The sequence below is a fragment of the Conyzicola sp. genome, from assembly GCF_057073975.1.
This window is the reverse complement of record NZ_JBXMIS010000017.1, coordinates 16,272-33,783: the sequence shown is the minus strand read 5'-3', so window position 1 is coordinate 33,783 and position 17,512 is coordinate 16,272. Positions and strand designations below refer to the sequence as shown.

The following is a 17,512-nucleotide window of genomic DNA, read 5'->3' as shown; positions in this document are numbered from 1 at the left end:
CACGAGTTTAGCGTTTCGGGGAATCGCTCCCTGCGCCGTCGACGCCCGCTCCGCCCAGCTGCGCGATCACCGCAGCAGCTCGTCGCGACTTGAGGGTCGACCTGCCACTGGCTGTTCTGCGGGCGACGAGGCGCGCGAGTGCCGAGAGCGTGAGGTTGACGGTGAGATAGACGGCGAGCACGACGAAGAACAGGGTGAAGAAGTACTTGCTGCCGAACGTCGTCGGCCCCTGCCTCAACCCGATGTTGAGCAGCTCCTGGTAGCCGATGATGAACGCGAGCGAGGTGTCCTTCAGCAGCACGACCAGCTGGGCGATGATGATCGGCAGCATCTGCCGAAAAGCCTGGGGAAACTCGATTGAGAATCGGGTCTGCAGCGGGGTGAGCCCGAGGGCGAGGCCAGACTCTCGCTGGCCGCGCGGCAGCGCCGCTATTCCCGATCGCAGGGCCTCGCCGATGACCGCGCCGTTGTAGAGGGCCAGCCCGATGACACCGGCCCAGTACGCTCCGGTCGAGAACACCAGCAGCGTGAACAGCATAAGCAGCAGCACCGGCATGCCTCGGAAGAACTCGATGACGATCATCGCCGGCACCCGCACTGCCCGGTTGGCTGCGGCACGAAGAATCGACAGCACCATGCCGATGGCAATAGCGAGCACGGCGGCAACGGCAGCCATGCGCAGCGTGCCCGTGAGTCCGCGCCCGATGGTGCGCCACATCGCGCGGTCGGCGAGCAGGTCCCACCTGCTCGGGTCGAGCATCCCCGGCAGCTCCACCCCGCCGGCATTGACCCGTGGTATGGCGAGTGTCACCACGAGAAGGGCAAGGCCACCGAGGATGACCACTGCGCCGACCACGGAGATCACCCGCGAGCGCAGTCGCGCCTTCGGCCCCGGCACGTCGTAGAGCACCGTCATCGCAGCACCGCCACCTTCTTCTCGAGGGCGACGGCGAACTGCCCGAGCGGAACCGTGATCACGAGGTAGAAGACCGCGACCGCGATGAGGATGGCGACGGTCGCATTGCCGTTGTCGTTGATGAGCCGCCGCGAGGTCGCGAACAGCTCGATCACGGCGAATCCGCCGGCGACCGACGTGTTCTTCGTCAGGGCGATGAGCACGTTGATGAGCGGCGGGATCACCATCCTGATCGCCTGGGGCAGTACGACGCTGCCGAGTGTCTGCCCGAACCCGAGCCCGAGCGCCCGTGCCGCCTCCGCCTGCCCGACCGGCACGCCGTTGACCCCGGAGCGGATCGCCTCCGCCACAAAGGGAGAGGTGTAGACCGTGAGGCCGATGAGGGCGAAGGTCAGGTAGTCGAATCGAACCCCGAGGTTGGGCAGCACGAACGCGCAGAAGAACAGAATGAGGGTGAGCGGAACGTTGCGGAACAGCTCGGTATAGGCGGTCGCGAACACCCGGAACGCCGCAACGGGCGAGATGCGCATGGCCGCGATGACGACGCCGATGACGAGAGCGCCCGCACCGGAGATCGCGAGGAGGCGCAGCGTCATGAGAAAGCCGTCGATGAAGATCGGCAGGTTCTCGATGATCGCGTTCATGGCACTCCGTGTCTGGATGAGGGTGGCCCGCCTGGCGGTTTCCGGGCGCGCCACAGATCGGTGACTAGTAGCGGTCGACCGTCGGCGGGTCTGGCACCTCGAGCACGGTGCCAGCGGTGCGCTCGAAGGCGTCGGCCCATGAGCCGTCGTCGAAGGCCGCCTCGAGCACGTCGTTGATCCAGTTGCGGAACTCGGTGTCGTCCTTGGCGAGGCCGATGCCGTATGGCTCCTCTGTGAACGGGTTGCCGACGACCTCGAACTCCGGGTCGTTGGCAGCGGCGAGACCGGCGAGGATCACGTTGTCGGTCGTCAGCGCGACGACAGCCCCGGAGCGCAGCGGCTCAAGGCAGTCGGCGTAGCCGCTCAGCGCCGTGATCTGGTCGGTGTACTCCGCGATGTTCGCCTCGGAGGTCGACCCGCTCACCGTGCAGACCGCCTTGCCGGCGAGGTCCTCTGGGCCGGTGATGCCCTCGGGGTTGCCCGCGAGCACCAGGAGGTCCTGACCGGCGACGTAGTACGGGCCGGCGAAGGAGATGACCTCTTTGCGCTTGTCGTTGATCGTGTAGGTCGCGACGACGATATCGACTTCGCCCGACTGGATGAACGGCTCGCGGTTCGCCGACACCGTCTCTGTCCAGGTGATGCCGGACTCGGGAATACCAAGCTTGGCCGCGATGATCTTCGCGATCTCGACGTCGAAGCCCTGCGGGTCGCCGTTGGCATCGACCTGGCCGAAGAGCGGCTGGTCGAACTTGGTGCCGACCGTGATCTTCCCGGCCTCGTTGAGCTTTGCCATGGTCGTGCCGGCCTCGAACTCGATGGTCTCGTCGACCGCGGGGGTCGAGGAGTCGTCCCCTGCTTCGCCCGAGTCCGTACAGCCGCTCAGCGCGACGATTGCCGCTATGGCGAGTGCAGGAACTGCCAGACCTTTGTTGAGTCTCATGGTGTCCTCCTGGTTGCTGTTTCTCCCGCCCACTGGTTAGTGGGCAAGCCATGTCAGTGAGTGAGAACCTTGGAGAGGAACTCCTTCGCCCTCTCACTCTCTGGTTGCGTGAAGAACCTCTCGGGGGTCGCCTCCTCGACGATCTCCCCATCGGCCATGAAGAGCACGCGCTGCGCCGCCTTGCGGGCGAAGCCCATCTCATGGGTGACGACGACCATCGTCATGCCGTCTTCTGCGAGGCCGACCATGACGTCGAGCACTTCGTTGATCATCTCCGGATCGAGCGCGGATGTCGGCTCGTCGAACAGCATCACCTTGGGGTCCATGGCGAGTGCCCGTGCGATCGCCACCCGCTGCTGCTGGCCGCCAGAGAGCTGGGCAGGCATCTTCGCGGCCTGGTTGGCGACGCCGACCCGGTCGAGCAGCTCCATCGCGCGCTTGTCTGCGTCGACGGCAGAGCGCTTGCGCACCTTGATCTGGCCTAGGGTGACGTTCTGCAGCACGGTCTTGTGCGCGAAGAGGTTGAACGATTGAAAGACCATGCCGACGTCGGCGCGAAGCCGGGCGAGGGCCGCGCCCTCCTCCGGCAGCGGAACGCCGTCGATAGTGATCGACCCGGAGTCGATCGTCTCGAGCCGGTTGACCGCCCGGCACAGCGTCGACTTGCCGGACCCGCTCGGACCGATCACCACGACCACCTCTCCGCGGTGGATCGTCGTCGTGATGTCCTTCAGCACGTGCAGTTCGCCGAAGTGCTTGTTCACGCGGTCTATGACGACGAGGGGTTCCATCTAGTCACTGAACCACACCCCCCGCACGGGGGTCAATCAGCGTTCTACCAGCGTGCCGTGAGCAGTGTTCCTCACGTCGTAGCTCCAACTGCGGGCTCGGCGCCCCGGTTGTAGAGCGGGGAATGAGCCCGTCGCTGGAGCCGCGACGGGAGAAGAATAGTCAGGAGCGCTGGGCGAATGCGCTCTCGTAGAGGCACACCGATGCGGCCGTCGCGAGGTTCATCGACTCCGCCTTGCCGTAGATGGGAACGGTGATCGCGCGGTCGGCCAGCGCGAGCTGCTCGTCGCTGAGGCCACGCGCCTCGTTGCCGAACAGCCAGGCTGTCGGCGCGGAGAGGCTCGGCCGTGCGCTGAGCAGATCCTCCCCCTTGATGTCGGCGGCGAGCACCTGGATTCCTGCGGCCTTGACGCGCTCCAGCACGGCATCCAGGTCTGGCATGATCGCGACCGGCACGTGAAAGAGCGAGCCGGTTGTCGCCCGAACGACCTTGGGGTTGTACAGGTCGACACTGCGGCCGGTGAGGATGACGGCGTCAGCCCCGGCGGAGTCTGCTGCCCGGATGATGGTGCCCGCGTTGCCGGGGTCACGCACCTCTTCGAGAATGGCGATCAATCGCGGCTCGCCACCGAGGATGTCCTTCAGCGACGTGGGGAACTGCCGCGCCACCGCGAGCACGCCCTGCGGCGTCACGGTGTCGGCCATGGCCTCGAGCACCTGCTCTGAGACGAACTCGATCTCAAGGCCTGCCTCCCGCGCGGCACGGCCGATGTCTTGGTAGCGGTCGAGGGCGGTTGGCGTGACGAAGAGTTCCTCGATGAGCTCAGGGCGGTAGGCGAGTGCTTCGCTTACGGCCTGTGGGCCCTCCAAGAGAAAACGCCCGGTCTGTGACCGGGCGTCTCTCTTGGCAAGTTTTGCCACGCCGCGTACTCGTGGAGAGCGCGGGTTGTCGATCATGCCGACAGTGTAGGTACTAAAGGTTACGCAACAGCCTTCGGCGCGCTGGTGTTGGCCGGAAGCGCGGCCTTCGCCGTGGCAACGAGCGCCGCGAACGTGGCAGGCTCGGTGACAGCGAGGTCGGCGAGGATGCGACGGTCGACCTCGACACCGGCAAGACCGAGGCCCTGGATGAAGCGGTTGTACGTGAGTCCGTTGGCGCGCGACGCAGCGTTGATGCGCTGGATCCACAGGCGACGGAAGTCGCCCTTGCGCGCGCGGCGGTCACGGTACGCGTAGACGAGGGAGTGGGTGACCTGCTCCTTGGCCTTGCGGTAGAGGCGCGAACGCTGGCCGCGGTAGCCCTTGGCGCGCTCGAGGATGACGCGACGCTTCTTGTGAGCGTTTACCGCCCTTTTAACTCTTGCCATTTGTCTGTTCCTTTACGATTCCGTCGGCGCTACAGGCCGAGAAGCTTCTTGATGCCCTTGGCATCGGCCGGTGCCAGCACCTGGTCGGCGTTGAGGGCGCGCTTGCGCTTGCCCGACTTGACCTCGAGGTTGTGGCGCATGCCGGCCTGCTGCTTCTTGATCTTTCCGCTACCGGTGACCTTGAAGCGCTTCTTGGCGCCGGAATGGGTCTTCATCTTGGGCATTGTGCTTTTCCTTACTTGGTGGACTCGGCCGCTGGCGCAGCAGGCTTCTTCGGAGCCGGCTTTGCAGCCGCTGGCTTGGGAGCTGCGGCAGCGGAGGGCGTGGGGGCCGCAGGAGCGGCCGGGGTGGCTGGCTTGGCCGGGGTCGCCTTCGGCGCGGCAGCCTTTGGCGCTGCAGCCTTAGGTGCTGCAGCAGGCTTCTCGACTGGCGTCTCGACGGGTGCGACGGTCTCGACGACCGGGGCGGCCTTCGCCTCGACGGGCGCGACGACCGGAGCAGCCTTCGCTTCGACAGGCGCGACAACCGGCTTCTTCTCTGCCGCGGCCTTGGGGGCGGCAGCAGGGGCAGAGGATTCGGCGGGCGCGAGCGGCTCGCGGGCCGGCTTGCTCGCCGCACGACGGGCGTCGGCCTCGGCCTTGGCCGTTGCCTTGCTCTTGTGCGGTCCGATCACCATGACCATGTTGCGACCGTCGATCGTGGGAGTCGACTCGACAGAGCCGAACTCCGCGACATCCTCGGCGAAGCGCTGGAGAAGGCGAACACCCTGCTCAGGGCGCGACTGCTCACGGCCGCGGAACAGGATCATGGCCTTGACCTTGTCGCCTGCCGCCAGGAATCCCTCGGCGTGCTTGCGCTTCGTCTCGTAGTCGTGCTTGTCGATCTTCAAACGGAAACGCACCTCCTTGAGAATCGTGTTGGCCTGGTTGCGACGGGCCTCTTTGGCCTTCTGGGCCTCTTCGTACTTGAACTTGCCGTAGTCCATGATCTTGGCGACCGGCGGCTTGGAATTGGGAGCTACCTCTACCAGATCCAGGTCTGCCTCCTGCGCGAGGCGCAGGGCGTCTTCGATACGGACGACACCGACCTGCTCGCCGTTGGGGCCAACAAGACGGACCTCCGGGACGCGGATTCGGTCATTGGTACGGGGATCGCTGATGCGAGTCTTCTTTCGTCATTGGTGCTGTAGCCACGCCAGCGGCACGAGCCGCGTGAGCGACACTGCGAGACGGATGCCGCGCAGCGACGAAAGGAAAGAATTCAATGCACCCGATATGTCTACCTTCACGCACGATCTCTCGCGCGAACAGGCGGGGTGTACTTACCCGATAACCTTGTTCTTGCAGCAACTGCAAGCGGTCATCAGGTGGGAGAATCTCCACTTTCGTACCGGGGCAAGCCCCGGAGCCTGCATCAGAATAGCAGACACTGCGCGAATCAGCGAAGGAAACCATGAGCGACGCCTACAGCCACGACCTCAGTGTCGACCCGGAGATCCGCGATATCGGCGAGGTGCCCGCAATCGAGGTCATCAACACCGTCGCGATCCACCTGCTCAGTGCCACCGCCGTCAAGCTCGGCCTTGGCGAGGAGGACGAGCCAGAGGTTGACCTCGACGAGGCGCGCAAGCTCATCAACGCCCTCGCCGGACTCGTCACCGCCTCCGCCCCCGACCTCGGCGACCACCACGCCCTCGCCCTTCGCGACGGCCTTCGCACGGTGCAGCTGGCGTTCCGCGAGGCGTCGAGCATTCCCGATGCCCCGGGCAGCGGCCCCGGCGAGAAGTGGACGGGCCCGGTCAACTAGCTCCGCTAGCTGAGCTGGAAGAAGCCGACGATGCCGGCTGACGCGTCGTAGCCCTGGGTGTCGAGGCGCGGCCACGCGTGGGGGCCGTCGGTGATGGAGACGACCTCCAGCATCCTGTCGTTCACGCATCCCTCGTAGAGGTCCGTCGCTATCGGACCCTCGATCGTCGTCACTGGCTCGGCATCGCAGTCGTCGCGATCACGCCAGAAGGCCGCGGAGTCGGCGACGGAGACGTTCTTCCACTGTCCGAACCGCGCTGCCGTTCTCTCGTTCGACTCGCCGCCGTCGTACGGCACGGTCTGGTCGGCCATGCCGTGGATGATGAGCACGTTCATGGGAGAGGGCGCCTCGCACAGCGAGATGTTGAGCGCTCCGCCCACAACGGCGATGCCCGCGAAGCGCTCCCCCAGCTCGCAGGAGAGGCGATAGCTCAGCATGCCGCCGTTCGAGAAGCCGGTGAGGTAGACACGGCTGGCGTCGACGGGATGCTGCGCTGCGACCTCGTCGAGCACCGCGGCGATGAAGCCGACGTCGTCAACCCCCGCACGCTGGGGAGCACCGCAGCATGCGCCCGCGTTCCACGAGAACTCGCCGGGGATGTCGGCGGCCTGGGTGCCGTTCGGGTAGACGACGATGAAGTCGTCGGCGTCGGAGTAGTCGTCGAACCCGCTCGCGAGTCGGGCGCGCTCGGCGTCGCCACCGGCCCCGTGGAGCATGACGAGCACGGGCAGCGGCTTGTCGGGCCGGGCGCCCTCTGGCACGTGGAGGATGTACGAGCGCGCCGCCCCGTTCACCTCGATGAGGTTGAGCTGCACCTCCCCCGCCGGCGAGATCTGCACCTCGGCAGGCGCAGGAGTGCACCCGGCGAGTGCAGTGAGAACCCCGAGCGCGACGAGCGCCCCGGCCCCCACGCGCAGATTCATGGAGTAATCCTAGGCAGGAGTCGCGAGCTGCACGCGCATCGAGTCCACGCGCTCTGCGATGACCTCCGAGGCCGTCCAGCGCTGCTGGAGGCGGCCGAGCAGGGCGTCGAGCCCTGCCTGGTCGAGCCCCGGTGCAAGCTCGAGTCGCAGCACGAGCTCCGGGCCCGCCAGTCGCGCATCGGGGTCACCGGGCTCGAGCTGAACCGCAGCGACCGCCGCCTCCCCCGCTGCCGCGCCGACGAAGGCGTCGAGCACCACCGGGTCGAGGTGGCTCGGCGTCCACCCCTGCTGCTGGGCGATCGCCCAGAGGGCGGGGCGGCGGATGGCGAACTCCGTCGCCGAGGTCGGGTCGAGGATGACGACGTCGGTCTGCTCGCTGGCCGCCGCCAACGCGACGCGCGGGGCATCCGTCGGCACGGGGCGCGCCGCCGGGTTCCAGGCCCGCATCGCGTCGACGCTCGTGAACACGGGAAGCGCTGTGCGCCCGTCGGGCCCCTCGACCGTGACGATGGCGAGCTCCTGCGTCTTGTCGACCGTGTGGCCGTGGTCGTTGACCCCCGTCTCGCCGAGATGGGCGATGAGCGGGATCAGCACACGGCACTCGCGAAAGGCCGCCACGACCTCCGCCTCGCCGACCTCTCGCGCACGAAACCGCCGCAGCACCTCGATGAGCACGGGAGGGGCAGAGCCGTCGTCGTCACTCGCGCTGGTGTGCTCGAAGGTGCGGCCAGCCCACGGCTGGCCGGCGGAGTCGGCGCCGGTGCTTGCGTCTGCGTAGTTCACCTGTTCACCCTCTCGTCGCGGCTTCGCCACGACGCTGCGATTGGCTCTTCGCTAGTCGCCCGCGACATCCAGCGCCTCGGCCAAGGTGAATGCCTTGGTGTAGAGCGCCTTGCCGACGATCGCGCCCTCGATGCCGAGGGGAACGAGCGCGCGCAGGGCCGCGATGTCGTCGAGGTTCGAGATTCCGCCGGAGGCGATGACCGGGCGGTCGGTGCGCTCCGCGACCTTCGTGAGCAGCTCGAGGTTTGGCCCGGCGAGCATGCCGTCCTTCGCGACGTCGGTGACGACGTAGCGGCTGCAGCCGGCCCGCTCGAGGCGGTCGAGCACCTCCCAGAGGTCGCCGCCATCCTCAGTCCACCCGCGAGCGGCGAGGGTGGTTCCGCGCACGTCGAGTCCGACGGCGATCGCCTCTCCGTACTCTGCGATGACGTGGGCGGCCCACTCTGGGTTCTCGAGCGCTGCGGTGCCGAGGTTGATGCGCTTGGCACCCGTCGAGAGAGCTGCCTCGAGCGATGCGTCGTCGCGGATGCCGCCCGACAGCTCGATGTTGACGTCACGCGGGGTGTTCTTGACGACCTTCTCGATGACGTGGCGGTTGTTGCCACGGCCGAAGGCAGCGTCGAGGTCGACGAGGTGGATCCACTCTGCACCCTCGTCGATCCACTCCTGCGCGGCATCCTGCGGGCTGCCGTAGCTCGTCTCTGTGCCGGCGGCGCCCTGGGTGAGGCGCACCGCCTTGCCGTCGGCGACATCGACCGCGGGAAGGAGGACAAGCTTCGGGGTGGTGTTGAACTCGCTCATTGTCTGCTCTCGTGGGGTGCAAAAAAGGCCGGGGGCAACCCTACAGCGTTCCCAGCCAGTTCTTGAGCAGCCGGATGCCGGGCTCGCCCGACTTCTCTGGGTGGAACTGGGTTGCCGAGAGGGGGCCGTTCTCGATTGCCGCGATGAAGCGAGAGCCGTGCTCTGCCCACGTGAGGGTCGGCGCGGTGAACGGCGGTTGCGGGTCGAGCGTCCACTCCTGTGCGCCGTAGGAGTGCACGAAGTAGAAGCGCTCGTCTTCGATGCCGGCAAACAAGCGGGAGCCCTCGCCGGCATCCACGGTGTTCCAGCCCATGTGCGGCAGCACGGGCGCGACGAGCTCTGTCACGGTGCCCGGCCACTCACCAAGGCCGTCGGTCTCGTTGCCGCGCTCGAGGCCGTGCTCGAACAGCACCTGCATGCCGACGCAGATTCCGAGCACCGGCTTGTCGGCGATGAGGCGCTTCTCGATCATGGCTCCACCGCGCACGGCGTTGAGTGCCGCGATGACGGCGCTGAAGGCTCCGACGCCGGGCACGAGCAGTCCGTCGGCCGCGGCAACGCGGTCGCGGTCGGCGGTCAGCTCTACCCGTGCACCGGCCGCCTCGAGGGCCTTGGCCGCCGAGTGCACATTGCCGGAGCCGTAGTCGAGAACGACGACGGATGGAGCGCTCACGACTACAGCGCGCCCTTCGTCGACGGGATACCGCTGACCTTCTCGTCGCGCGCGACGGCAAAGCGGAACGCGCGGGCGAACGCCTTGAACTCCGCCTCGGCGATGTGGTGCGGATCGCGGCCTCCGAGCACGGTGACGTGCACGGTGAGGCCGGCGTTGAATGCGATCGCCTCGAAGACGTGGCGAACCATCGAGCCGGTGAAGTGGCCGCCGATGAGGTGGAACTCGAACCCGGCCGGCTCGCCGGTGTGCACGAGGAACGGGCGACCAGAGATGTCGACGACCGCCTGCACGAGCGCCTCGTCAAGCGGCACGAGGGCGTCGCCGAAGCGCGAGATACCGCTCTTGTCGCCGAGCGCCTGCTTGATGGCCGTGCCCAGCGCGATGCCGATGTCTTCGACCGTGTGGTGCACGTCGATCTCGATGTCGCCCTTGGCTGTGACCTCGAGGTCGATGAGCGAGTGCTTCGCGAACGCCGTCAGCAGGTGGTCGTAGAACGGCACGGTCGTGGTGATCGACGAGGTGCCGGTGCCATCGAGGTTGAGACGCAGGTCGATGCTCGACTCGCTCGTCTCACGCTGAATGTGCGCCGTGCGCTGGGTGGTCATAGGTCAATGCTACCGAGGGCGCCAACGCTCTCGAGGGCGCTGAGGAAGAACGTCGTCTCCGCCTTCGTGCCAGCGGTCACCCGAAGGTGGTTCGGGATGCCGACGTCGCGGATGAGCACGTCGCGCTCGAGCAGCGCCTCGAAGGTCGCATTGGGGTCGCGCACTCCCCCGAACAGCACGAAGTTGGTGTGGCTGGCGTGCGGCTGGTAGCCGAGCGCCGGCAGCTCCCTAATGATGCGGTCCCTCTGGGCGCGGATGTCGTCGACCATCGCCAGCATCGCCGGCGCGTGGCGCAGTGCCGCACTCGCGGCCGCCTGGGTGAGCGCAGAGAGGTGGTACGGCAGGCGCACGAGCCGAAGGGCGTCGGTGACCGCGGGGTCGGCGGCAAGGTAGCCGAGGCGGGCACCCGCCAAGGCGAAGGCCTTGCTCATGGTGCGGCTCACCAGCAGTCGCTCACGGCCGGGCAGCAGGCTCACCGCACTCGGGATGTGGTCGGGGGTGAACTCCGCGTACGCCTCGTCGACGACGAGGATGCCTGTCTCCATGGCCTCGTACGCCGCCTCGATCGTCTCGATCGGCAGCGGCGTGCCGGTGGGGTTGTTCGGCGAGCACAGGATGACGATGTCGGGCTTCTCCCGCTCGATGGCCTCCGTGACGAGCTGCGGGCTGATGCCGAACTCTGCCTCGCGCTCTGCCGTGATGACGCGGGTGCCGGTGCCGTCGGCGAGGATCGGGTACATCGAGTAGGTCGGCGGAAAGATCAGCACGCTGCGCCCCGGGCCGCCGAACGCCTGCAGGATCTGCTGCAGAACCTCGTTGGAGCCGTTCGCCGCCCACAGGTTGTCGCGCGTCAGGCCGTGCCCGAGGTAGCTCGCGAGCCCTTCGCGGAGCTCGGTGAACTCCCGGTCGGGGTAGCGGTTGACGGTGAGGATCGCGGCGGCGAGGGATTCGACCATGTCGCGGGCGACATCCTCGGGAATCGGGTGCGTGTTCTCGTTGACATTGAGGGCGACGCGAACCGCCTTCTGCGGGGCGCCGTAGGGGTGCTTGCCGCGCAGGTCGTCGCGAATGGGGAGGTCGTCGAGAGAAGTCACGCGCTCCAGCGTATTCGGCGCGGGGCGCTGTTACTGCTGTGCGTACTTGGTCGGGATCGCGAGCTGCTGGCCCGGCTCGATCTGCGACGACGACATGCCGTTGAAGGCGAGGATGTCGCTGATCACATCACGCGGATCGGCCGTCGGGGCGATGTCGGTGGCAAGAGCCCATAGGGACTCCCCCGCCTCGACCGTCACGTACTCGTACTCAACCCCCGGCTGCGCCACCTGCTGCGTGGCAACCGCGCCGCCGCCGTTGAGGGCGAAGAGCGCCGCAGCGACCACCAGCGGGAGCGCGGCGAGCGAGGTGAACACCGCGCGACCGCGCGGCGTCAGGCGCAGGTGGGACTTGGGAGCCGCGAACCCGAAATCCATGCCTACTGCAGTCATTGCCTTCTCCTCTACGGGGGTTTCGTATCCGGCACTCGGCCGGGAGTGCCGGATACGAAGCTTTGTTCCGAACATATATTCGATTGACGTCTTTTTCAAGTCGATATTCGAAACTGTTCGAACATTTCTTTGCACAACACTCGAATATGTCTTTGGTTTTGCGCCTGCCAGCGGATACTCTTTCGAATGTCTGGTTCTCACCCAACCAGCGACCACTGACATTCGAACGTTGAAGGAGCCGATCGTGGCCGATGAAGAACGCACACGCCGGCGCACGAGCCTGAGCGACAAGCAGCTCGCCATCCTCGACGTCATCCAGAAGTCGGTGACGGCGCGGGGCTACCCGCCGAGCATGCGCGAGATCGGCGACGCCGTCGGGCTCTCCTCGCTGTCGAGCGTCACCCACCAGCTCAACCAGCTCGAGCTCAGCGGCTACCTTCGCCGCGACCCCAACCGGCCGCGCGCCCTCGAGGTACTCATCGAGATGCCGTCGATCGATGACGACGCTCCGGCCGAGTCGAGCGCGCCGTCCGTCGGCGACGCTGCAATGGTGCCGCTCGTCGGCCGCATCGCCGCCGGTATCCCGATCACGGCAGACCAGCAGGTCGACGAGGTCTTCCCGCTCCCCCGCCAGCTCGTCGGCAAGGGCGAGCTGTTCATGCTCAAGGTCGTCGGCGAGTCGATGATCGACGCCGCCATCATGGACGGCGACTGGGTCGTCGTACGCCAGCAGAAGACGGCGGAGAATGGCGAGATCGTGGCCGCCATGCTCGACAACGAGGCGACCGTCAAGGTCTTCCGCCAGCGCGACGGCCACACCTGGCTGCTGCCGCAGAACTCTGCCTTCGAGCCGATCCTCGGTGACTACGCCGAGGTGCTCGGCAAGGTCGTGGCGGTGCTGCGGTCGCTGTAGTCACGTAGCGCGAAGCGCCACACGAGCGCGAGCACGACGACAACAGCAATCACGCAGCCGGCCGCAGCACAGAAAGCGAAGAACCACACGCTGCCACCGAGAGGGTTGCCTCCGCGCACGACAGCGACCGCCCAGAGCGCGGCCATGACGACGAACAGCGTGGATGCGGTGAGCACCCACCCGAATACTCGCTGCCCCTGCGTCAGCCGGCCTGCAACCGCAATCCGCGGCGTGCGCAGTGCCCAGCGCCACGTCCACCACGCGATGATCCCTGCGCCGACAACCGAGAAGCCGAAGTGCAGCGCCCGCAGAACGGTGAACTGGCCAACGTCGCCCTGCATCCACTCCCACTGCTCGGAGAGCCAGCCGACGTGGGTCGGAAGGTCGAGCAGCAGGTGCGTGAGAACGCCAATCTCGAGGGCGACCAGAGTCAGCGCTGCATGAGCGACGCGGTTGCGGCACGGGCGGCACGGGCCGCATCCTTTCTCGCAGCCATGCCGGCGAGTAGTCGAGCACGGGTGCCCGCAGCAGCCAGAACCAGAGCAGGAGCGCTGCTATGCCGACCGGCAGGTCGATCAGGACGATGCCAGGGAAGGAGTGGCTCGCCGAGCGAGTGAGCCCGAGGGGCACGAAGTACTGGAGGTCCGGCGCCATCGACCCGATCACGAGGGCGGCGGCGGGCAGCGGGGTGCGGGCGAACGGGAGGATTGCGACGGCGTGGCTTGGCGTGAATGGCACCCAGCCAGTCTTGTTGCTTGCGGCAGCATCCCGCGTCCGTCTCGAGAATGACCCCGTCAGCGGTGGCGCACTATAGCTGGTAAACTTGGTGTCTGCTTCTCGCGCGGCCGTATCACGGCAACACGCCAATTCAACAGACAGGGATGCCCACATGCAGTTCACCATCGGAGAAACCCTTGTCTACCCGCACCACGGTGCCGTCACGATCACCAAGCTCGACAAGGTCATGGTCAAGGGCGAAGAGAAGACCTACATGACCCTCGACGTGCACACGTCAGAGCTCACCATCAAGGTGCCGATCGACTCCGCAGAACTCGTCGGTGTGCGCGACGTCATCGACGCTGCCGGCGTCGAGGCCGTCTTCGAGGTGCTGCGCAGCGAGTTCGTCGAGGAGCCGGGCAACTGGTCGCGCCGTTACAAGGCCAACCAGGAGAAGATGGCCTCGGGTAGCGTCTACCGCGTCGGCGAGGTCGTGCGCGACCTGTGGCGTCGCGAGCAGGACCACGGCGTGTCCGCCGGCGAGAAGCGCATGCTGCTCAAGGCCCGCCAGGTGCTCATCTCCGAGCTCGCGCTCGCGCAGAAGGTGTCTGACGAAGACGCCTCCATCATCCTGGATGAGGTGCTTCAGGGCACCAAGGCCGCCTAGGTCCTAAACGAAAAGAGCCCCGCTTCGGCGGGGCTTTTTTCATGCCCGAGACCGGGCACGTGAAGCTCGGCCGCCTCGGGGACCCAGTTGTGACCTCAAGCGAGGTGCTACAACGGGGGCCCCGAGGCCGCAGCTGGAGCTACGACGCAGAAACGCGGGCGCGCACTGCCTGCGTGGCCGCGACCACGTTGCGCAGCGACTCGACCGTCTCGGCATAGCCACGGGTCTTGAGTCCGCAGTCCGGGTTGACCCAGACCTGGCGCGACGGAATCGACGCGAGAGCCGTCGACAGCAGCGACTCGACCTCCGACACCGACGGCACACGCGGCGAGTGGATGTCGTAGACCCCGGGGCCGATGCCACGCCCGAATCCGCTGGTTGCGATGTCAGGCACGACCTCCATCTTGCTGCGCGCCGCCTCGATCGAGGTGACGTCGGCATCCAGTCGGTCGATCGCGTCGATGACGACACCGAACTCCGAGTAGCAGAGGTGGGTGTGGATCTGCGTGGCGGGAGCCACGCCGGCGGTGGCGAGGCGGAAGGAGCCGACCGACCAGTCGAGGTAGGCGGGCTGGTCCTTCTTCTTCAGCGGCAGCAGCTCGCGCAGTGCTGGCTCGTCGACCTGGATGATGCCGATGCCGGCTTGCTCCAAATCAGAGATCTCGTCGCGCAGCGCGAGGGCGACCTGGTTGGCCGTGTCGGCGAGCGGCTGATCGTCGCGCACGAAGCTCCACGCGAGGATCGTCACGGGCCCGGTGAGCATGCCCTTGACCGGCTTCTGCGTGAGCGACTGCGTGTAGCGTGACCACTCGACGGTGATCGGCGCCTCGCGGGCAACGTCGCCCCAGAGCAGGGAGGGGCGAGTACAGCGGGAGCCGTAGGACTGCACCCAGCCGTTCTGCGTGACCGCGAAGCCGTCGAGGTGCTCTGCGAAGTACTGCACCATGTCGTTGCGCTCTGGCTCGCCGTGCACGATGACGTCGATGCCGATCTCCTCCTGCAGGTCGACGACCCGCTTGATCTCGGCCTTGAGGTACTCCTCGTACTCGCGCTCGCTCAGCTCGCCCTTGGTGTACTGCGCGCGGTACTTGCGGATCTCACCGGTCTGGGGAAACGACCCGATGGTCGTCGTCGGCAGGAACGGCAGGTTCAACGCGGCGGTCTGGGCGTCCAGGCGCTCCTCGTACGAGCCGCGGCTGAAGGCCTCTGCGGTCAGTGCCGCCGCGCGGGCTCGCACGGCGCCATCGCGCACGCCGGGGGCGTCGTGACGGTCTTGAAGGGCGCTGGATGCGGCATCCAGTTCGCTCTGGATCGCCGCCTTGCCCTCGGTGAGTCCCTTCGCGAGCGTGGCGATCTGCGCGACCTTCTGGTCGGCGAAGGCGAGCCAGCTCTTGAGGCGGTCGTCGAGCAGCGGCTCGTCGTCGACGTCGTGCGGGGTGTGGAACAGCGATGTGCTGGATGAGACTGCCGTCGCCCCAGCCGCGACGAGCTTCTCGAAGGCGGCGCCCAGGTCACCGCGCCAGATGTTGTGGCCGTCGATGACGCCGCCGACGATGGTCTTGTCGGTCACGATCGTGCCCTCGAGGGACCCGCGAACCAGGTCGAGGCCGATCGCCTCGACGGGCGACTCGAGCAGCACGGGCAGGGCGTCGTCGAGCGAGCCGTACGGTGCGGCGACGAAGATCTGCGGGCGGGCCGGCACAGAGCCGAGCAGCTCGTAGGCGTGCTTGGTGGCGGCGAGCACGACCTTGCGGCCGACCTCGATCGACTCGGAGACGAGGGCTGGCTCGTCGAGCTGCACCCACTCGGCGCCGACGGCGGTGAGGGCCGCGAGCAGTTCTGCGTAGACGGGCAGCAGGTCGTCGAGGCGGTCGAGCGGCGTGAAGCCCTCCGGTGATCCCTCTGCGGCCTTCGACAGCAGCAGGAACGTGACAGGGCCGACGATGACGGGGCGCGTGCGGTAGCCGCTCGCCGTGGCCTCCGCGACCTCGCGGATGAGGCGGTCGGAGGCGAGGTGGAAGTCGGTGTCTGGCCCGATCTCTGGCACGAGGTAGTGGTAGTTCGAGTCGAACCACTTGGTCATCTCTGCCGGCACGTCGGCGCCCTCGCCGCGCGCGATGGTGAAGTAGCCAGCGAGATCCACCGTGCCGTCGTCGCCGACGAGGCGTTGGAAACGGGAGGGGATGGCGCCGACGGTGACCGCGGCATCCAGCACCTGGTCGTAGAAGGAGAATGCCTCTGGAATGCTCGAGTCGATGCGGCCGAGGCCGAGGCTCACGAGACGCTCGCGGGTGGCTGCGCGAAGGTCGCGTGCGGCATCCTCGAGCTGCTGAGCGCTGATCGTGCCGGCCCAGAAGGCCTCGACGGCCTTCTTGAGCTCGCGGCGTCGGCCGATACGGGGGTAGCCGAGGATGGTTCCGGTGGGGAATGCGTTGGTCATGCTGGTTCCTTTTCGAGTAGCCCTGCGCCGCGGAGCACCGCGAGCACGGGTTCGTGCTGGTTGAACGTGTAGAGGTGAACGCCGTCATCGGGTTTCGTCACGACGGCGTTCACGAGGTCGATCGCGTGGGCAATGCCAACGGCCGCCTGGCCTTCTGGGGTAGCTTCCGCCTCGAGCCTGCGCAGGAGGGGAAGCGGCAGCATCTCGTCGGTGAGGTCGACGATGCGATGCAGTCGTGCGGGGCTCAGCACCGGCATGATTCCGGGCAGGATGCGCATGGTCACTCCCGCTGCGCGCGCCTGGTCGACGAAGCGAAGGTAGTCCTCCGCGTGGAAGAACAGCTGCGTGATCGCGAGGTTGGCGCCAGCGGCCTCCTTCGCGAGCAGGGTGTCGAGATCCTGCTCGACGGAGCGCGAGCGCGGGTGCCCGTTGGGGAAGGCGGCGACGGCGATGGTCACCTTCTTGCCCTTGGCGATCCTCTTCGCGCCGTGCGCACCGGGAATGCTCACCTCGGTGAAGTGCGCCCGCTCGGCCTGGATGCGGTGGATGAGCTGAACGAGCTCCCCCGCGCTGCCGAGGTCGCCGAGAAACTGCTCTCCCTCGTGCGCATCGGCAGGGGGGTCGCCGCGGAGGGCGAGGAAGCTGGTGACACCCGCATCGAGAAACTCGCGGATGAGGCGGCCGGCCTCGTCATACGACGATCCGACACAGGTGAGGTGCGCCATCGCGCTCGTGCGCGCGAGCACCTTGTCGAGAACGTCGAGCGAGGCGCCGCGGGTCGAGCCGCTCGCGCCGTAGGTGACGGAGATGAACTCGGGGCCGGCCGCCACAAGATGGTCGAGGGAGTCGAGCAACGCGAGCTCGGCCGCAGGCGTGCGCGGCGGGTAGAGCTCGAATGAGAACGTGGGCACTACCCCTCCTTTCGCGCGTGTGCGGAATCAGATGGGCGGGTGCAGGGCTCTGCTGTCGCTCGTGTTGCCTGTTCTGCGCAACCCTCCAAGCCTAGAGCGCGCGTGACGCGGCGTGACGGCGTGTTAC

The 17,512-nt window shown here is 67.1% G+C and carries 20 protein-coding genes and 2 pseudogenes; 3 read left to right on the top strand and 19 right to left on the bottom strand.

Going from position 1 to position 17,512, the window contains the following annotated elements; genetic code table 11:
- Nucleotides 1-7 precede the first annotated feature (7 nt).
- The 8 genes from AC14A7_RS01770 to infC all read right to left on the bottom strand — a co-directional run bounded on the left by AC14A7_RS01770 (nucleotide 8) and on the right by infC (nucleotide 5,791).
- A complete protein-coding gene (locus AC14A7_RS01770) occupies nucleotides 8-916 on the bottom strand; it encodes an amino acid ABC transporter permease (RefSeq protein ID WP_484006162.1) in 909 nt (302 codons plus the stop codon).
- Nucleotides 913-1,560 carry an amino acid ABC transporter permease gene (locus AC14A7_RS01765; RefSeq protein ID WP_484006161.1) on the bottom strand — a complete coding sequence of 216 codons (648 nt, stop codon included), beginning with the start codon at nucleotides 1,558-1,560 and terminating at the stop codon, nucleotides 913-915. Before AC14A7_RS01765 ends, AC14A7_RS01770 begins: the two co-directional genes overlap by 4 nt.
- A 64-nt stretch (nucleotides 1,561-1,624) precedes the next feature.
- A complete protein-coding gene (locus AC14A7_RS01760; protein ID WP_484006160.1) occupies nucleotides 1,625-2,503 on the bottom strand; it encodes a glutamate ABC transporter substrate-binding protein in 879 nt (292 codons plus the stop codon).
- A gap of 53 nt (nucleotides 2,504-2,556) precedes the next feature.
- A complete protein-coding gene (locus AC14A7_RS01755) occupies nucleotides 2,557-3,294 on the bottom strand; it encodes an amino acid ABC transporter ATP-binding protein (RefSeq protein WP_484006159.1) in 738 nt (245 codons plus the stop codon).
- A 160-nt stretch (nucleotides 3,295-3,454) separates the two neighbouring features.
- A complete protein-coding gene (locus tag AC14A7_RS01750) occupies nucleotides 3,455-4,249 on the bottom strand; it encodes a TrmH family RNA methyltransferase (RefSeq protein WP_484006158.1) in 795 nt (264 codons plus the stop codon).
- A 23-nt stretch (nucleotides 4,250-4,272) separates the two neighbouring features.
- Entirely contained in the window at nucleotides 4,273-4,659 is a 387-nt protein-coding gene (rplT, locus tag AC14A7_RS01745; RefSeq protein WP_484006157.1) for a 50S ribosomal protein L20, read from the bottom strand.
- A gap of 29 nt (nucleotides 4,660-4,688) precedes the next feature.
- The gene (gene rpmI, locus AC14A7_RS01740) at nucleotides 4,689-4,883 is read right to left on the bottom strand and encodes a 50S ribosomal protein L35 (RefSeq protein WP_484006156.1); all 195 of its coding nucleotides are present in this window, start codon (nucleotides 4,881-4,883) and stop codon (nucleotides 4,689-4,691) included.
- 11 nt (nucleotides 4,884-4,894) lie between these two features.
- On the bottom strand, nucleotides 4,895-5,791 hold the full coding sequence (gene infC / locus AC14A7_RS01735; RefSeq protein ID WP_484006177.1) for a translation initiation factor IF-3: 897 nt from the start codon (nucleotides 5,789-5,791) through the stop codon (nucleotides 4,895-4,897).
- 320 nt (nucleotides 5,792-6,111) lie between these two features.
- On the opposite strand from infC, the gene AC14A7_RS01730 reads away from it, so the two are divergent.
- Nucleotides 6,112-6,465 carry a DUF1844 domain-containing protein gene (locus AC14A7_RS01730; protein ID WP_484006155.1) on the top strand — a complete coding sequence of 118 codons (354 nt, stop codon included), beginning with the start codon at nucleotides 6,112-6,114 and terminating at the stop codon, nucleotides 6,463-6,465.
- 5 nt (nucleotides 6,466-6,470) lie between these two features.
- Here AC14A7_RS01730 and AC14A7_RS01725 read toward each other — a convergent pair whose 3' ends face one another.
- Genes AC14A7_RS01725 through AC14A7_RS01695 form a run of 7 tightly spaced genes read right to left on the bottom strand, consistent with a single transcriptional unit; the run spans nucleotide 6,471 to nucleotide 11,737 of the window.
- Nucleotides 6,471-7,388 carry an extracellular catalytic domain type 1 short-chain-length polyhydroxyalkanoate depolymerase gene (locus AC14A7_RS01725; RefSeq protein WP_484006154.1) on the bottom strand — a complete coding sequence of 306 codons (918 nt, stop codon included), beginning with the start codon at nucleotides 7,386-7,388 and terminating at the stop codon, nucleotides 6,471-6,473.
- A gap of 9 nt (nucleotides 7,389-7,397) precedes the next feature.
- Entirely contained in the window at nucleotides 7,398-8,171 is a 774-nt protein-coding gene (locus AC14A7_RS01720; protein WP_484006153.1) for an SseB family protein, read from the bottom strand.
- Nucleotides 8,172-8,222: 51 nt separating this feature from the next.
- On the bottom strand, nucleotides 8,223-8,972 hold the full coding sequence (gene priA, locus AC14A7_RS01715; protein ID WP_484006152.1) for a bifunctional 1-(5-phosphoribosyl)-5-((5-phosphoribosylamino)methylideneamino)imidazole-4-carboxamide isomerase/phosphoribosylanthranilate isomerase PriA: 750 nt from the start codon (nucleotides 8,970-8,972) through the stop codon (nucleotides 8,223-8,225).
- A 40-nt stretch (nucleotides 8,973-9,012) separates the two neighbouring features.
- On the bottom strand, nucleotides 9,013-9,645 hold the full coding sequence (gene hisH / locus AC14A7_RS01710) for an imidazole glycerol phosphate synthase subunit HisH (protein WP_484006151.1): 633 nt from the start codon (nucleotides 9,643-9,645) through the stop codon (nucleotides 9,013-9,015).
- Between the two features lie 2 nt (nucleotides 9,646-9,647).
- Complete coding sequence (gene hisB / locus AC14A7_RS01705) at nucleotides 9,648-10,253, bottom strand: imidazoleglycerol-phosphate dehydratase HisB (protein ID WP_484006150.1); 606 nt, start codon at nucleotides 10,251-10,253, stop codon at nucleotides 9,648-9,650.
- Nucleotides 10,250-11,347: a histidinol-phosphate transaminase gene (locus AC14A7_RS01700; RefSeq protein ID WP_484006149.1), complete on the bottom strand. Its 1,098-nt coding sequence runs from the start codon at nucleotides 11,345-11,347 to the stop codon at nucleotides 10,250-10,252. The genes hisB and AC14A7_RS01700 overlap by 4 nt, the downstream gene beginning before the upstream one ends.
- Nucleotides 11,348-11,377: 30 nt before the next feature.
- Complete coding sequence (locus AC14A7_RS01695; protein WP_484006148.1) at nucleotides 11,378-11,737, bottom strand: LysM peptidoglycan-binding domain-containing protein; 360 nt, start codon at nucleotides 11,735-11,737, stop codon at nucleotides 11,378-11,380.
- Nucleotides 11,738-11,981: 244 nt separating this feature from the next.
- On the opposite strand from AC14A7_RS01695, the gene lexA reads away from it, so the two are divergent.
- Complete coding sequence (gene lexA, locus AC14A7_RS01690) at nucleotides 11,982-12,650, top strand: transcriptional repressor LexA (protein ID WP_484006147.1); 669 nt, start codon at nucleotides 11,982-11,984, stop codon at nucleotides 12,648-12,650.
- On the opposite strand, the pseudogene AC14A7_RS01685 reads toward lexA, so the two are convergent.
- Nucleotides 12,602-13,096: pseudogene (locus AC14A7_RS01685) on the bottom strand (DUF4184 family protein); the annotation flags it as partial. The gene lexA and the pseudogene AC14A7_RS01685 sit on opposite strands and share 49 nt — an antisense overlap.
- A 46-nt stretch (nucleotides 13,097-13,142) precedes the next feature.
- Nucleotides 13,143-13,541, bottom strand: a pseudogene (locus tag AC14A7_RS01680) (DUF4184 family protein); the annotation flags it as partial.
- Between AC14A7_RS01680 and AC14A7_RS01675 the strand changes: the two are divergent.
- A complete protein-coding gene (locus AC14A7_RS01675; protein WP_484006146.1) occupies nucleotides 13,540-14,034 on the top strand; it encodes a CarD family transcriptional regulator in 495 nt (164 codons plus the stop codon). The pseudogene AC14A7_RS01680 and the gene AC14A7_RS01675 sit on opposite strands and share 2 nt — an antisense overlap.
- 139 nt (nucleotides 14,035-14,173) lie before the next feature.
- Here AC14A7_RS01675 and metE read toward each other — a convergent pair whose 3' ends face one another.
- Together metE and AC14A7_RS01665 are read right to left on the bottom strand one after the other, a co-directional pair.
- A complete protein-coding gene (gene metE, locus AC14A7_RS01670; RefSeq protein ID WP_484006145.1) occupies nucleotides 14,174-16,474 on the bottom strand; it encodes a 5-methyltetrahydropteroyltriglutamate--homocysteine S-methyltransferase in 2,301 nt (766 codons plus the stop codon).
- Entirely contained in the window at nucleotides 16,471-17,385 is a 915-nt protein-coding gene (locus AC14A7_RS01665) for a methylenetetrahydrofolate reductase (protein WP_484006144.1), read from the bottom strand. The genes metE and AC14A7_RS01665 overlap by 4 nt, the downstream gene beginning before the upstream one ends.
- Nucleotides 17,386-17,512: the final 127 nt, after the last annotated feature.